13 protein-coding genes and 1 pseudogene are annotated in these 16,531 nt (G+C 36.9%); 4 read left to right on the top strand and 10 right to left on the bottom strand.

Annotated features, from left to right (window positions below; all coding sequences use genetic code 11):
- Positions 1-73: 73 nt before the first annotated feature.
- Both UP17_RS14455 and UP17_RS14460 read right to left on the bottom strand, forming a co-directional pair.
- A complete protein-coding gene (locus tag UP17_RS14455) occupies positions 74-550 on the bottom strand; it encodes a glutathione peroxidase (protein ID WP_061463651.1) in 477 nt (158 codons plus the stop codon).
- An 86-nt stretch (positions 551-636) separates the two neighbouring features.
- A complete protein-coding gene (locus UP17_RS14460; RefSeq protein WP_061463653.1) occupies positions 637-1,170 on the bottom strand; it encodes a hypothetical protein in 534 nt (177 codons plus the stop codon).
- Positions 1,171-1,339: 169 nt separating this feature from the next.
- On the opposite strand from UP17_RS14460, the gene metA reads away from it, so the two are divergent.
- The gene (gene metA / locus UP17_RS14465) at positions 1,340-2,248 is read left to right on the top strand and encodes a homoserine O-acetyltransferase MetA (protein WP_061463655.1); all 909 of its coding nucleotides are present in this window, start codon (positions 1,340-1,342) and stop codon (positions 2,246-2,248) included.
- Between the two features lie 109 nt (positions 2,249-2,357).
- Here metA and UP17_RS14470 read toward each other — a convergent pair whose 3' ends face one another.
- From UP17_RS14470 to UP17_RS14490, 5 genes are all read right to left on the bottom strand, one after another.
- Positions 2,358-3,053, bottom strand: a complete 696-nt coding sequence (locus UP17_RS14470; RefSeq protein ID WP_061463658.1) for an AIM24 family protein — start codon at positions 3,051-3,053, stop codon at positions 2,358-2,360.
- Complete coding sequence (locus tag UP17_RS14475; RefSeq protein WP_061463660.1) at positions 3,053-3,748, bottom strand: class I SAM-dependent methyltransferase; 696 nt, start codon at positions 3,746-3,748, stop codon at positions 3,053-3,055. Before UP17_RS14475 ends, UP17_RS14470 begins: the two co-directional genes overlap by 1 nt.
- Before the next feature lie 499 nt (positions 3,749-4,247).
- A complete protein-coding gene (mntR, locus tag UP17_RS14480; protein ID WP_061463662.1) occupies positions 4,248-4,676 on the bottom strand; it encodes a transcriptional regulator MntR in 429 nt (142 codons plus the stop codon).
- Positions 4,677-4,778: 102 nt separating this feature from the next.
- Positions 4,779-6,953: a DNA topoisomerase III gene (locus UP17_RS14485; protein WP_061463664.1), complete on the bottom strand. Its 2,175-nt coding sequence runs from the start codon at positions 6,951-6,953 to the stop codon at positions 4,779-4,781.
- 463 nt (positions 6,954-7,416) lie between these two features.
- Positions 7,417-7,977 carry a helix-turn-helix domain-containing protein gene (locus tag UP17_RS14490; protein WP_061463666.1) on the bottom strand — a complete coding sequence of 187 codons (561 nt, stop codon included), beginning with the start codon at positions 7,975-7,977 and terminating at the stop codon, positions 7,417-7,419.
- Positions 7,978-8,209: 232 nt separating this feature from the next.
- Between UP17_RS14490 and ilvE the strand changes: the two genes are divergently transcribed.
- The 3 genes from ilvE (at position 8,210) to UP17_RS14505 (ending at position 12,648) form a co-directional block, all read left to right on the top strand.
- Entirely contained in the window at positions 8,210-9,124 is a 915-nt protein-coding gene (gene ilvE / locus UP17_RS14495; protein ID WP_061463668.1) for a branched-chain-amino-acid transaminase, read from the top strand.
- The gene (locus UP17_RS14500; protein ID WP_061463669.1) at positions 9,124-11,061 is read left to right on the top strand and encodes a putative PEP-binding protein; all 1,938 of its coding nucleotides are present in this window, start codon (positions 9,124-9,126) and stop codon (positions 11,059-11,061) included. The genes ilvE and UP17_RS14500 overlap by 1 nt, the downstream gene beginning before the upstream one ends.
- A 63-nt stretch (positions 11,062-11,124) precedes the next feature.
- A complete protein-coding gene (locus UP17_RS14505) occupies positions 11,125-12,648 on the top strand; it encodes an L-lactate permease (RefSeq protein WP_061463670.1) in 1,524 nt (507 codons plus the stop codon).
- A gap of 300 nt (positions 12,649-12,948) precedes the next feature.
- Here the strand turns inward: UP17_RS14505 and UP17_RS28900 are convergent.
- The 3 genes and pseudogenes from UP17_RS28900 to kdpC all read right to left on the bottom strand — a co-directional run bounded on the left by UP17_RS28900 (position 12,949) and on the right by kdpC (position 16,508).
- A pseudogene (locus tag UP17_RS28900) lies at positions 12,949-13,442 on the bottom strand (recombinase family protein).
- Between the two features lie 119 nt (positions 13,443-13,561).
- Complete coding sequence (locus UP17_RS14515; RefSeq protein WP_061463671.1) at positions 13,562-15,886, bottom strand: histidine kinase; 2,325 nt, start codon at positions 15,884-15,886, stop codon at positions 13,562-13,564.
- A gap of 64 nt (positions 15,887-15,950) precedes the next feature.
- A complete protein-coding gene (kdpC, locus tag UP17_RS14520) occupies positions 15,951-16,508 on the bottom strand; it encodes a potassium-transporting ATPase subunit KdpC (protein ID WP_061463672.1) in 558 nt (185 codons plus the stop codon).
- Between the last annotated feature and the right edge of the window lie 23 nt (positions 16,509-16,531).

Genomic DNA, 16,531 nt, shown 5'->3' on the forward strand with positions numbered 1-16,531 from the left:
GCGTTGTGGATAAATATCTTGCCTTACAAAAAGAGCCCAACAGAAAGTACCTCTTCCGTTGAACTCGATATCATCATAATAATTTTTTTAAATCCTCTTCGATTTCCAGTGGTTTTGTTTTAGGGGCATACCGACTTACGATATTTCCATCACGGTCAATCAAGAACTTTGTAAAATTCCATTTTATCGATTTAGACCCCATCACTCCAGGAGCATTTTCAGTCAGATAGCTGAATAAAGGATGGGCCTCCTTGCCATTGACATTCACTTTTGCAAACATCGGGAATGTTACACCATGATTCAACTTACAATAAGAATCGATTTCCAGATCATCTCCAGGCTCCTGATTCAAAAACTGATTACATGGAAAACCAAGCACTGCCAACCCATCTTCTTTATATTGTACATACAGGCTTTGCAAATCATCATACTGTGGCGAAAAACCGCATTTGCTTGCGGTATTCACTATAATCATCACTTTCCCTCTATATTCCTCAAGCGAGATGGTTTCTCCATTGATTTTATTGACTTCAAATTCGTAAATGGACATGTATGATCTCTCCCTTTAGTATGATGATGTCATTTTACAGTATTTAAAGGTACGTTTACCAACTTTTATAATCTTACCTTTTCCAATTATCCCGGAATCTTCATCGCTTGAATGGATTGTATCAAATATTCTACCATATCTTCCAAATCCTCCATTTGCTCTTCTTTTATAAGCCTTCCAAATGAAACTTTAAATAAAGAAGAATGAACGGGTTGCACTTTTTTACTGACCGTTTCGCTGGTCGTCACTGTAATGATTCTCTGATCCCCCCAAATTTTTTCCAGATCGATCAAGAATTGTTCAGCAGTCACTTCATCAAGCTTTTTAGGAAAAGAAATGAAAATATTAACCGTGCAACCGGAATGTGTTTCATTAATAGTGGAATCAAGTAACTCCGAACTTAGATTCTGGAGTGAAGCGTGTAACTCGATGACTCCGATAACCGAAATAGGCGCCAGCGATTCTTTCAATTCCATTTCAATCTTATATGTTCTGGACATGTTTGCGAGATTCACTATATCATCACGGTTTATGACCAATATATCTCCAATGAAGTCACGATCATAGACCGCACCTTCCAATACCACTTTCATGTTCTCAAATGCTGTAGGATCGAACAATCTCCATACACCTCTCCAACTTCATAAGTTTATGTAATCATGATCTCACCATTTTACCATCCCCGAGCCATTTCCCTCAGGATTTAGAAGAAATTATTAAAATAGCTTTTCTATTCAGTAATTTTCTATATAATTAAAATATTATGATTTTTGGAGAAGGAGGCTAATCATGCCAATCAGAATTCCGGAACAACTGCCAGCTAAAGAAATTTTAGAACAGGAAAATATCTTCGTTATGGATGAGGATAGAGCTACCAATCAGGAAATCCGTCCATTGAATATATTAATTTTAAACCTTATGCCAGAGAAAGAAAAAACAGAGGCTCAGTTACTGCGCTTTCTTGGCAATACTCCCATTCAAGTAAACATATCATTCCTGCGTTTGAGCACACATGAATCAAAAAACACTAGTAAATTTCATTTAGATCAGTTTTATAAATCATTTAATGATATTCGCACGAAGAAATATGACGGCTTGATCATTACGGGCGCTCCAGTCGAGAAGCTGGAATTTTCAGACGTTAATTATTGGGAAGAACTGCAGGATATCATGAATTGGTCAACAGAAAATGTCACATCCACCCTACATATCTGTTGGGGAGCTCAAGCAGCCCTATACCATCATTATGGAATAGGCAAACATGAACTGCCAGTGAAATGCTTCGGCATATACACTCATGAGGTACTTGAACCAACTGAAAATCTAGTCCGCGGATTCGATGACTATTTTATGGCCCCTCATTCGCGCTATACGGATATTGACTATCAAAAATTAGTTAACCGTCCAGAATTGAAGGTTCTGGCACAGTCCGATCAAGCTGGGGTATTGATAGCTGCTTCAGTTGATGGAAAAAGAATCATGGTGACCGGCCATTTCGAGTATGATGCCGATACCCTCGGTGAAGAATATAAGCGTGATAGGGAGCGTGGGATCAATACGCAACTCCCTGAAAATTACTTTCCTGATAACGATCCGACCAAGGTACCCCTTCACCGCTGGAAGAGCCATTGCAGTCTGATGTTCTCGAATTGGCTGAACTATTATGTTTACCAATCAACCCCATATGAGTGGGATTGAAAGGGTAAGGAAAAAGAAGCTTTCTCTTTTAAGTGACTAGCTTTTTTGTAGGCAGCAACTTTCGGCTATCATGGGAAACAACCTGAGTTTTTGACTCAGGTTGTTTCTTTCATGATTCTTTATTACCGAAATATACCTCTTCAAAAGGTTGGACGACTACAAACCCTTTCCCTTCGAATTTCATTTGAACGGATTCGCCGCTTCCCCTTCCAAAAAACGACTTTAATGAAACATCCGTTACGAATTCAGGCTGAAGCTCCCCTGACCAAGCTACTGTGGCATTCGGGTCCGTATAGACTGGATTCCCAGCTTCCACCATTAAAGTGAGTGGCTCATAATGGGAAGTGAATGCGACCATCCCTCTCCCCTCGAGTCTTACATTGAACAATCCACCCGCCAATAACCCTGCAATGCGCCGCATCATTTTTATATCCCATTGAATACCCGGCTCAAAGGCAAGCAAATCATTACCATTAACACAGATCGATTCACCATTTAACTGTAAAATTGATATCTTCTTCCCTTGATCCGCGACGTATAGCTTGCCGCTGCCGGTCGCTTTCATCAAGGATGCACCCTCACCAGTCAAGGCTTTCTTGAAGAGTTTACCAAGACCATGCTCCAAGATACCTTCCCTCTCGAATTTAATTTGTCCGCGATAAGAAATCATCGTCCCCATTTTTGCCCAGATCTGCTGTTCCAGATTAATTTCCAGAATTCGTTCCGTTTCAAGTTCAAATAAGCCTTGCCCTTTATCCTGCTGTTTCGTCTTTTCAACGAATTGATCGATTTGATACTTCTCCATCACTGATCCACCTTTTTTTGAAGGAGGAACAGCCACATGAACGATACAGCTTGTTTTAGTTCCTTTGAAAAATGCCCCAATTTTGCAAAGTCCACCCCTCTCTTCGCAACGCCGGTGTCAGAGACCACCTTCCATCCCGTTTCTGTTGCCATTTTTTCAAATTCCCAAGCCTGCATTGTATTCATAATGACTTTATCTCCTAATAGCCGTTGAAAACTGAATTTTTTTCGTGGTTCAGCCGTCGGACCAAGAATTCCAAAACAGGCATAACCGCCAGGCTTAATTACCCGTTGAATTTCCTTCAGCACCGTTAATGGTTCACCTGTATATTCCAAAGAATTAATGACCAATGCCGCATCCATTTCCTCATCCTTGAATGGAAGATCATAAAAATCTCCTTGAATGAAAGAAAGTTCAGGTATTAGAGCTGTTTTCCCCTTTGCAAATTCAATCATGACATTGGATAAATCGACTCCAGTTACTTCAAATCCCGCTTCGGCCAATTTTAAAGAACCAACTCCATCTCCACAGCCTATGTCAGCTACCTTCACTCCCGAAGGTACATATTCAGAAAAGAACGGAATAATATTTTTTCGGCTCCCCGATTCCCACATTTCTTGCGAATTCTTCACCCACATAGGTGCAAAGACATCCCATTCCTTTTCCGACTCTTTATGCCAAGTATGTAAATTCATTAAACAATCCCCCTCCCATTTAATCTCAAATTATATTAGTACTTGAAGCATTACGGAAATTACAATCCCATTCGTTAACTAACACACAGTTTTCCCGAATCAAAATACAGGGCTTCATTATAGCTATTCTGCTCTTAATTAAAAAATCCTTTTTTAAAATACTTTTATAATGATGAATGCCCGGTTCCAGAAAACAGGTGATGTCATCTGAAAAATTTCAATTAACATAAAAATAAAAAAGATTGTAGGCAAAAGCGGTTATATCTAATTGTTAAAACAGAGTTGATTGGAACGGAAGGTGCGAGACTCCTGCGGGAAAAGCGTGTCCAAGGGAGACCCCACAGGCGCAAAGGCGCCGAGGAGGCTCCCGGACCGCCCGCGGAAAGTGAGTGCCTGAAGTGGAAATCAACGTTCGAATTTTTAAAACCCTCAAAAAAAACTGTAGACAAACTCGATTTTCATCGAGTTTGTCTACAGTCTGAAAGCTGCCTGAGGCAGCTTATTTTGAATTTTCTTCATTTCTTTTTTGTATCTTTCGTAAATCCTCGACACGATCGGGAGACTCCTCAAAGAATTCAACCAGATCGCCAATCCTATCGATGGCATTCCAACTAAGGTGATGTTCAATCCCTTCAACATCATGATAAATATTTTCTTCCTTGACCCCAAGCAATCTAAGCATCTGTTCTAAAAGTTCATGGCGGTATACGAGCCTTTTACCAACCTTTTTCCCGTTTGCAGTTAAAACGAGACCCCGGTACTTTTCATATATCAAATATTTTTCATGGTCCAGTTTTTGAACCATTTTTGTAACAGAAGATGGGTGGACGGAAAGGTTTTCGGCAATATCCGAAACTCTTGCATATCCTTTTTCTTCAATAAGTAAATAAATTTGTTCTATGTAATCCTCCATGCTAGGTGTAGGCATTCGGAATCCTCCCATTCAAACGCATATCTAAAAATTTTACTATATAAACGCCCCTGAAACAAGAAGATAACGTCTCAGGGCGCTTTTAAATGAAGTTTCTTCTCATGTTTGTTTGATGTTCTGTTCTGTTTGGAATGTAAAGCTGATCTTCTTTTCAGAATCGGACCAAGATAAAATGGCATCAAAGGTTTTTTCACCTTTTTTAAAACCACTTATCAAATCCGTTTCACCGCTCGACAATAATTTTTTTATATTTGCTTGACTGATTTTCTTATTAAGGATTTTTTTGGAGATCGTAAAGTTACACTTGGTTTTTTGATAATTTACACATCCATAGAATTCCCCTTTATCGACAATCTTAGAACCGCATAGCTTACAGCTGCCCACAGATGCCGAGCTTCTCTTTTTAGGGCCGCTCCGTTGAATCGACTCGGTGTCCAGCCCTTGAAAATCCCAGCTTTCAGATGATTCCACGGCATCACTGATAATTTTTGCTGACATCTTTTTAACAGCTTCCATAAAGACGCCGGCTGAGGCCTTCCCTTCACCAATTTCCCTTAAACGCTGTTCCCATTTAGCTGTCATTTCAGGTGAAGCCAGGATTTTCTCCCCGATTGCAGTGATCAGCACTTTCCCTTTATCCGTCGCAAACACCTGATTTTTTTTGACATCAATGTATTTACGGTCTTTGAGCATGGTAATGATACCAGCTCGAGTTGCTTCAGTGCCGAGGCCTTCGGTTTTCATCAGCACTTTTTCTAACTCTTCATTATCCAAGTGTTTTCCGGCCGTTTTCATCAAAGTGATCAACTGACCTTCTGTATAGCGCTTTGGAGGCTGGGTTTTTCCTTCTTTCACCTTTATTTTGGCGACCTTTCCAGAATCCCCTTTTGAAACGGACGGCAAAAGGATATCTTCATCATCCTTCTCATTTTGGAAAATCACTTTGCGCCATCCCTCTTGGATCTGCTGCTTGCCTTTAGAAATGAATTCGGCACGCTTATCGACAAGCGTTTTAATGGTGGTGTAATCGAAAATGGCTTTCTCGTAATGTGCCGCAATCAACCGGCGGACCACCAAGTCATAAATATTCCGTTCTTCAGCAGAAAGCCTCTTTGGGTCGGTCACTTGCTCCGTCGGGATAATTGCATAGTGATCAGTCACTTTTTTTTCATTTACAAACCGTTTATTATTCATGATGCTCGGTTGTTGTAAAGGAAACAGGGATTCATATTCTGAAAATCCACTTAGTTTTTGCAATATATCAGGAAATGTTTCGGCTTCCCCCTCCGTAACATAATTGGAGTCTGAACGTGGATAAGAAACGATCCCTTTTTGATATAAACTTTGTACAATATCAAGCGTCTGTTTCGGTGAATATTTATAAATCTTGTTTACGGTTGCCTGCAATGACGATAGATTAAATAACAAAGGTGGCTGAAATTCTTTTCTTTCTGTAGCCATTTCCGCAATTTCAGCTTCTTTACCCTTGCAAAAGGCGGCAATTTTATCAGCAAGTTCTTTTGTCTTGATTCTCGGATCATTGTTCTGCTGCCATTTTCCCTGATACTCCTTACCATCCATCTTGAAATCAGCGAACACTTCCCAGAACGGTTCAGACTTGAATTGTTCAATTTCCATTTCCCGCTTCACTATCAAAGCGAGAGTCGGTGTCTGAACCCTACCAGCTGAAAATACATCCGAAACACCCCTTTGTTTCAATAAAATACTATACGCTCTCGATGCATTCATTCCCACAACCCAGTCTGCGCAAGCTCTCGTGTACGCTTCATGATAGAGTGGCCTGGTTTTTTCCTCGCCCATCAGGTTTTGGAATCCCTCATAAATCGCTTTTGGGGTCAAAGAGGAAATCCATAAACGTTTCATCGGTTTATTGACATTACATAGATTAACGATATTACGTACAATCAATTCTCCTTCACGCCCAGCATCGCCTGCATGAATGATTTCATCAACATCCGGTTTCCTAAGCAAAGTCTTCACTACATTGAATTGCTTTGCCTTTTGTCGGGTCACTTCATATTGAAATTTCTCTGGAATCATCGGCAACGTTTCCATCGACCATTTTTTCCATTTTGAATGATAGGTTTCCGGCGAAACGAGTTGACATAAATGCCCGACGGCCCAAGTTACATATGCTCCGTCGGGAAAAAGTTCATTCGGCATGATTTCTATATATCCTTGCTGTTTCTTCGTTTTAAATTGAGCTGCTAACGTTGAACCTTGATCTGGTTTCTCCGCAATGATTAGCTTCATGATCATCTTCACCTAATCCGTTACAAAATATCTTACCCTATTATTATACCTTAATTATCAAAATCGGCTAGATATGACTTCGGTTTAACTCAATTGATCTAAGGAAGCTTGAAATAATTGCTTAACTCCTGAGAAGAATGGGATTTTCAGGCTTATGATAAAATCCGTCCAAATATAGGCAGATTAATATGCAAAAAAAAAGCTTCACTAATGGATGGTCAGCATAGATTAGGGGGGAATCGGAGTATATACAAAAAAAACAAGTGCGATGTTAAATGTGCCCTTCCTAGCTTTTCACTGTTTAGATGAAGATGAAGAAATTATTTTAAAACAAAAAAGACTGTAGGCAAAAGTGAACTGCCCCGTAAATGTTAGACACCAAACTAACATTTACGGGGCAGTTCAGCTTATAAGCATGTATTCTTTTTATAGTTTTTAAGTACACCACTGTTTATTAACGAAGTTATCTATACATATTTTTTTTAGTTGAATTAATTATTAAAAAGTAATTACACTCTTCTTCTGATAAATTCAGAAACCTATGGTCTATATCTGCTTCAAAATATATTGAATCCCCTTCTTCTAACGTATAAATTTCAGGTTCCTCACCTAATTCAACTTGTATTTTTCCTTTTAAAACATAGATGTATTCCTCTACACCCTTTTTATGAGGTGGAAAAATTCCGGTTTCCTCTAAAGGAGGAATTTTATTTAAAATGAATTCAATATCGTTAGCCGGCGGTGATAAAAGATGTCTTTCGAACTTTGTGTTTTCGTCCTTATATATTAATCTGTTACTCGAACGAATAATAGACACACTTCTTTTTTGATCCTCCCCCAACAAAGACGATATTGTTACATCCAGTGCTTCCGCAATTTGTGAAGCAACATGAATTGTTGGATTTTTATCACCTCTTTCAATCTGAGATAACATAGACTTACTAACTCCCGACTTTTTAGCTAGTTCTTCTAGTGTGTAGCCTTTTGACTTCCTTACATTTTTTACATTAGTTGAAAATTCCATAAAAGCCCCCTGCATTCTACTATAGTGAATTTAATTCTTGACTTTAGTTTATAACGGATTTATCATGGAATCAAATTCACTATAGTGAATTTGGAAATAAAATCAAAGAAAGGAAAAAGAAGGGACATTATTGCACAACTAAGTCTAAATGTCTTCACTTAATAAAGTCTGAATATTCAAAGTAGATAATAGGGATTTTAATTTCTAATAAAAAGAAAAGAAGGTTATTTAAATGACTACAAAAATATTTGTTGATGGTGCTTTCTACAATAAAGATGATGCAAAAATCAGTGTGTATGATCATGGTTTATTATATGGTGATGGAATATATGAAGGGTTACGCTGTTATTCTGGACATGTATTCCAAATGAAGGAACATCTTAATCGGTTAAAACGTTCAGCCAATAGTCTTCGAATTCAGCTTCCATACTCATTAGAACAAATAGGTGAATTCATCTTAGAAACACTGAAAATCAACGAACTTCAGAATGCCTACATTCGTTTACTTGTTACAAGAGGTGTAGGTCACATAGGTCCAGATCCTAGTACTTGCAAGAGCGCTAGTTTAATTATCATTGTAGAAGATTTACCAAATGTCCATGGAAAGTCTGTTAAAGAGAATGGGTTGTCTCTAGTAATTGCCTCTACACGCCGAGATGCTGTGGATGCCACCTCACATGAGATTAAATCACTTAATTACCTTAATAGTGTTGTTGCTAGAATGGAAGCGAATGAATATGGAGCAGATGATGCAATTTTACTAGACCCCCGAGGGTTTGTTTCAGAATCAACTATATGTAATGTTTTTATTATAGATAAAAATACACTTGTAACCCCTAGTCCATCAAACGGAATCTTACAAGGAATAACGAGACAAATGATTATGGATATCGCTAGAGAAATTAATATGGAAGTTAAACAAAGTGATATTACACCCTTTCAATTGATTAATGCAGATGAAGTTTTTTTAACAGGAACACATGCTGAAATTGTTGGAGTTGCTCGTATTAATAACATTGAATTATCTGGAGGTAAAATTGGAGAAATAACAAGAAATTTAATACATAAATTTCAAGAAAAAACATTAAACCCTAAATATAGTACGCCTGTATATAAAAATATTAATAAGGATAAGGTGACAAACTAATGCAATTGCTAACTAAAAATAAAAACACATTAAATGAAAAGTTACATAAAATAGCACAAGGTTTTTTATCTCCAAGAGATGTGTTATTTGAAATCGAGGAAGAACAGTTAACAGATCTCCTTTCTCCTAACTTTGTTAAGGAAAATAATCAATCCCCCATCGGACAGGGGGAAAGTATTCTACCTGGGGATGTATCCGGTCAACTAGTTCTTGATAGAAAATTAGGGGAGCTATTGTTACAAGAAGCCCAAAGTAGAAACACAACTATTAACTTAATCTATTCTCTAACAACTGGGGATTTAGAAGATTTTTATGTTTTAACATCATCTAAAGGTTTTTTCACTAACCAGAAGGCACGTACTACATTTTGCCCTGTTCAAGCTAGTTGTGAAGGTATTCCAACGTTAGTTGATGTTAACTGCCAATACCAATTTAATATAGAACCTAAAATGTTAACTTATACATTTAATGATGGTAGTAAATTTTATATTGAACAACCATTAAGAGAAGTCATTTTTGAAAAAGATACGATAAATGAAGGTGATTACATTTCATTAAATGCTAATAAAGGATTAATTTTCAAAGGTAATTTATCGGCTAATCCTTCAACTATCATTAAAGTTTATCAAATTCTTTCAAAAGCTTTTCTAGAGTCATTAGAGATTTATGGTCCAGCTAATGCAGAACAAAATATTATTCATTCCAGTACATATCAACATAATAAACAATTTCTTATTGAAACTATTGAGTCTTCAGAGTTTGTTGGTTTCCAAAAGTTATTAAGGGCTGCATACGAAGTTTCGGAACTCAAAGTATTATCGACAGCACATACTGCTAGAACAATGACTCTCACCCGAATGTATGGAAGTGATATCTCACTAGTAAATGGTGATATTTGCTTAAAGGGTTATTCAAAAAGATACGGATTAGGATTATTAAGAGATGAACGGATGTGGAATCAATCCACTGATATTGATTTAATGAGAATCATATTTCTAGGTGAAGAAATTGTTGGTGAAAATTTCTCTCATTATAGAGAGAAATATTTAAAAAGATTTACCGACATGGTTTATGACGTGTTTAAAGTAGGGACAGGAGAAATCGCTGTTGTTAGATTATTATGTATGCCCTATAACATGATCTTTACGAAAGATTTTAACACAGAGAATTTCTCTGAAAAATATAATTTAAATAATAAAGCTGTTAGTGATCGTGTTAACATTCTTGCGAATGAATCGGAAACATACCACGGTTGTCGGGGAGTGAGAGTTACCGTCCAAAGACAAGATATATGTGAGATCTGGTGCGAAGGTATTATTAAAGCAGCACACAAAGCACAAACCAATGATATTGATGTTACACTTCAAATTTTATTATCGATGGTTACCTTTCCAAAAGAGGTTTCTATGTTTATAGAAACTTTTGAAAAACTTGTACAATCATACGGTATTCAAGATTTAGTTCGTGGAGTATCTATAATGATTGAAACATCTGGTTCTTTCCATGTATTAGAAGATATTTTAGACGTTAAAGGAACAAATATAGAACTAAATGGTGCATTATTTGGGGGTAACGACTTTACTGCAGCGTGCCTTAATATGAATAGAGCAGACTCAGCTAAGTCTATTATTCCAGAGTACGTTAAATTAAATATAATGCCAAGTAGCCCATTTCAAATTATTAATGAACAAATTGTAGGAAAGTCAATTGTACAAGGCCTAAGAAGGACAAAACTTTTAAAACTATCGAACGAAAGAGAATATCTAATGGGTTTAGGCGGAGAGATAGCAGGTTCTTGGCAATCAGTAAAATGGCTATCTAAACATGCGGCTCCTCATGGATTAAATTATGTTTCAACTCCACCAGATAGAATATTATTTTCACTATTTGCAAGCGCTCAATCAGTTTTGCAAGCTTTATATAGTGACATTTCATAAATTTAAACGTTTACGCTATATATAGCGTAGACGTATTTTTTCAATTTCGAAAGGATGATCATTATGAATCTAATAATAGCCTTATTGCCTTTTATATCTATATTTGTACTTTTATTTGTTTTTAAACAAACATCACTCCGGTCTGGACTCTTATCTTACATTGTTACACTGCTTATTATTTTGGTATATCCTAGTTACCATATAACAGTAGAAAGTACTTTACATGCCTCCTTTAAAGGATTTTTAATTTCCTTTGTAGCAGCGTATGTTTTATTCTTTGGTATACTCTTTTTTCATCTAATTAATAATACTGGTGGAATTCGGGCGATTGCTTCATTTCTTTCAGAAGTAACAACTGATCAGATTTTGCAAGTCATTCTATTAGTTATAGGGCTTTCTCCACTTTTAGAATCAACGAGTGGCTTTGGAATAGCATTTATGATTGTAGCACCCATTTTAATTGCTTTAGGGTTTAGTCCTATGAAAGCAGCATCTATTGGACTTGTTAGTTTACTTGCAGTCCCCTGGGGAGCATTATCCACGGGAACAGTAATTGGGGCACAAATTGGGGGAATTCCCCTTCAGGAACTTGGTACAGGAACTGCAATTATAAGCATCCCTGTTTTTATTTATTTTTTATTAATTGCTGTTTATTTAGCTGGGGGTAAAGACGCAATAAAATATAGATGGAAGGAAATCCTTTTACTTTCAGTTATCTTTTCTATTTCAATATTTCTATTTAATGCTTTTGTTAGTGTTGAACTGGCCGGGGTACTCAGTTCATTGGTTACTAGTAGTATCGGATTACTGGTTATAAAGATAAAAAACTCTTCATCATTAAAAATGATAAATGAAACCGTTATCGAAACCTCTGTATCTGAAAATAACGGTACAAATTTGAATATCATCAAGGTTATGAGTCCTTATTTAATACTTACCCTATTAATTTTCATTTCAAGGCTTATCCCTTCAATAAAAAAATTTCTAGAATCACATTTTGTCATTGAATTACCTTCCTTTTCATTTTCATTAGCATTACTTTACTCACCAGGATTTTGGCTTTTTATTACATGTTTATATACCATATTCATTTTCAAAATCTCTAAAAGCATTATTTGGAGTTCGCTTAAAATTTCTATAAAACAATGGGTTCCCTTTGTAATTTCCACCACAGCATTTGTAGCAATTTCTCAACTAATGACTACAGCAAATATGACATTTGCGATTGCTAATGCTGCAGGTTTAATTTTCGGAAGTATGTTTATATTTGTCTCTCCTTTTATTGGAGGAATTGGAGGATTTCTTACGGGAAGTAATACAGGATCAAATGCTATGTTTACTCAACTACAAGTTGAAACTGCTAAGAAAACCGGATTGCCATTAAATTTAATTGCTAGTATTCAAAATACAAGCTCTTCTCATTCAACTATGGCCAGCCCCTCTAGAATTATGTTAGGTGCATCATTATGTCGAATTGAATCCGAAGAAAATCGTTTATTAAAAAAGATGTCCATAATAGTTCTTGGAGCAATATTATTAATAATCATTTTGACTGTTGGCTTTTTGGTTTTTGATTTTTGGTTTTAAATACAAGAGACCATTAAACATACTTATAAGTGGAACTTTAAGTTTATATTGATAAAAAAAGGTTACTATCATCTAAATAGGTCGACTTTATAGATAAAATCTCGCATAGTAAGCATAATCATTTGAAAACTTTAAAAAAGATATTGTTGATGAAAGGTTCTTTCAGCCATTTTAATAATAGGAAATGAGAGAATCTACCTAAAGTAGCCTGTGCTCCAGTTGAGCAAAGGCTTCTTTTTGACGAGTTTCTTCTATACATATAGAACTACATTAAAAGTCTCTTTCGTATTCTTTAACTAACTAATAAATAGTCGTCTTTTTAATGCCTAATTCCGCCATGGCGTTAACTGCTGAAATCTCACTTGCTTTCCAACGATCATACACTTCACTTCTTTAAACCCTTCCGTTACTTGGGCGTTCGGTCGGCCGAAGGGTACACCGTTTTGCAAAGCCACATTAATTCCTTCACGCTGCCGTTTTCGGCCCATTCCTCTTCTGCCATCCAGGAGAGGATTTGTAAAACAAAATCTGCGATGAAGGTCCCTAAACTATCCTTAAATTGAGTAGTGTCCAACAAAGGCATATCCATCACCACGATATCTGCTTGAATATTTTTTGTGATGTCATTCCATTCCTGGAGGATCTCTTCTTTATTTCTACCACCAGTGAATGAATGTAAAGGACATCACCTTTACGAATCAATCGTTTTAATAATTGATATTGAACTCGATTGAAATTTTTCCACTTTGTTTTTCTAAAAAGATAACCCGTTCATTGAGACCATTTTCCAACATAGCTTGACGTTGCCATCCTTCATTTTAACGAACGTTAAAATAAGAGGATTTTATTAAAAAAATAACCATTCGTAAAAGTGTACTTTTACGAACGGGTTTTTGATAGCTTTCTTGAACAATCAATCAGCTACCACTAGTACATCTAAATACCTCGTCTCGCGAAGAAGACGTTCAACAATGGAGCCTTCTTTTATTTCTTGCCACCTCGACCTAGCTGAATGACCTATAATTACTTGTGTTGCTTTTTTATTTTTTAATTGTCCCGTTATTTCTTTTACTACTAAACGCCGATGTGTGGCATGGTATATTTCAAATATCCCTCCTAATCGTTCCGTTAGAACCATGACTCTTTTCAATATGACTTCCTCTTCATTAGACAAGTTTTGATGGTCTTTTACATAAACAACAAACCATTGGGCCTTCAAACGATACGCTATTCGAAATCCCCTTCGTATTAAACGTTCTGAATCTTGACGTAAATTTACACAAACAAAAATGACTTCCTCTGTTCGCCAAGGTCCTCTTACGCCATTTTTCCGTTCATATGATTCCAGCCGATCATCTACATCGTCTGCTAACTCACGTAATGCAAGCTCCCTGAGCGCAATTAGGTTTCCAGTTTTAAAGAAATTGCTTAACGACTGCTCTACTTTATCCATTGTATAAATGTTACCTTCTCGCATACGTTGTCTTAATGTCTTAGGCGAAATATCTATTAATTCCAGCTCGTCTGCTAAATGTAGGATCCGGTCCGGTACAGTTTCCCTTACTCGGACTCCAGAAATTTGTTCGACACTGTCATTTAAACTCTCTAAATGTTGAATATTCATAGTGGAAATTACAGAAATTCCTGCACTTAGTATCTCTTCTACATCCTCATACCGTTTAGCATTTTTACTACCCGGAATGTTCGTATGAGCTAACTCATCCACTAGTACTACTTCAGGATTACGCAGAATGATAGTATCAAGGTCCATTTCTTCCAAGGTTACATTTTTATATTGCACTTTTTTTCTAGGGATCATGTCTAAACACCCTATCTGATTCCCCGTATCCTTACGCCCGTGTGTTTCTAGTAAGCCAATGACTACGTCGATTCCATTTTTCCTTAATTGATTGGCTTCCCTTAACATAGTATATGTTTTTCCTACTCCAGGAGCAGCACCAATATATACTTTTAAGGTACCTCTTTTAACTTTTTGTATCTTCTCTTTTAATTCGGTTGAAGATAGCCTGCGATAGGGATTTTCTTTTTTCCTCTGTGTTTGAATAGCAGGTATGATCCGTTCTCCTTCCACTTCAGCTCGGTCTGCAACAACAAATACATCAATATTCTTTGTTATACGTAAAATCCGATTGACGATGGATCCATGAATAATCTCTTCCCAACGAGTTCTTTTAGACTGACCAAGTATAATTCGAGTGACATTATGCAATAAAGCATAGGCCACAATTTCTTCAGCAATGTTTTCCTTACTGATAGATATTTCTTCAAACGTCCCATCTAATTTTTTTATTAATTTCCCAATTGATCGTTTAAATGTGGCTTCTACTTTGGAAAGTGATTTTTGATTAGGGATAAAACAAGTAACTAATAAATCACTGCCTAATCGCTTGGCAATTTGATCTCCCCTTCGGATTAAAATGGAACCATTCCAATGATATTGAGCACATACTAAGATTCGCTCTGAAGCACCAGAGGGACCAGATAACCCTTTACGCTCTCGATATTCGTATAAATCATCCTCTACCTCCCCTGCCAGGAAGCGAAGGGATAATTCCCTAAGTACAGCTAAGTTATGTCTTTTAAAAAGGTGAGCATGTCCTTTTACTTGCTCATGTTTTTCATCTAAATCTCCTTCTTGTAGACGTTTTAGGATAGCTTCGGGGGTTACGTCCAATAATTTCACTTCATCAGCGTGAGAAAGCGTATCCTCTGGCACAGTATTACTCACATGAATTGGGAGTCCCGTGAGATGTTCTGCTACTTCTTTAACACCGGCAAGTTCATAAATATTTATGGTTGTAATGACACTGATTTTATTGTCAATTAACTCCTGTACATCTTCTAGTCTTGTAGCGTTTTTGGCAGAAGGTCTGTTTTTATGAGCAAGCAGGTCTACCAACACAACTTCAGGGTTTCTTGCGAATATTTCATCCAAGTCTAAATCATGCTTAGTCTCTCCTTTAACTTCCCATTCGATAGCTGGAATGATTTCAAGACCTCCCACTTGTTCCAAGGTTTTCGGACGATTAGATGCGCTAATAATACCGACAACGACATCAATACCTCGCTTTTTCAAATCGTTTCCTTCAAGAAGCATATGATAGGTTTTGCCTGAACCACTGACTGCGCCAAGTATAATTTTCAGCCGGCCCTTTTTTATTTTTAATATGGAATTCAATATCTCATCTGGGGTTTTTCTTCGGAATTGTTCTAACATAATACTGACCTCCTAAATCCAGTTCAAGGTTAAAAGGAGAGTGAAAAACTCTCCTTTTCAAAAGTTATTTTAGTTGGTCCAATGCTATGTTTAATTTTAATACATTCACTCGGGGGTCTCCAAAAACTCCTAATGACCGTCCTTCCGTATATTTATCAACAAGATTAAATATACTTTTTTCAGATACACCTCGCTCTTTAGCAATGCGTGATACCTGAATTTTCGCCCCTTGGGGTGAAATATTTGGATCAAGGCCCGAACTAGAGTTTGTCAGTAAATCAGCAGGTATCTCCTCTTGTTTGACAGTAGGGTTCTCTTTTAAAAATGTTGCCAAATCTTTTTTTGTGCGCTTGATCATGTCCTCATTGGATGGGGCATAATTGGGTGTACCTGAGCCTGCCGCATCATATTCTATAGAAGAAACACGACCATGAAAGTAACCTGGGTCCTTAAAAGATTGACCAATTAGTTCAGAACCTATGATTTTTCCTGATTCGTTTTTTATTAAACTGCCATCTGCTTTTGCAGGCATAATGACTTGAGCAACACCTGTCATTAGCAATGGATAGGCAATTCCACACATAACAAGTAGCACCAGAACTACGCGTATATTTTTCAACATGGATTCTCACCCTTACTTTTGAT

This window comes from Peribacillus simplex (assembly GCF_001578185.1).
In the GTDB taxonomy this organism is placed as follows: Bacteria; Bacillota; Bacilli; order Bacillales; family DSM-1321; genus Peribacillus; species Peribacillus simplex_A.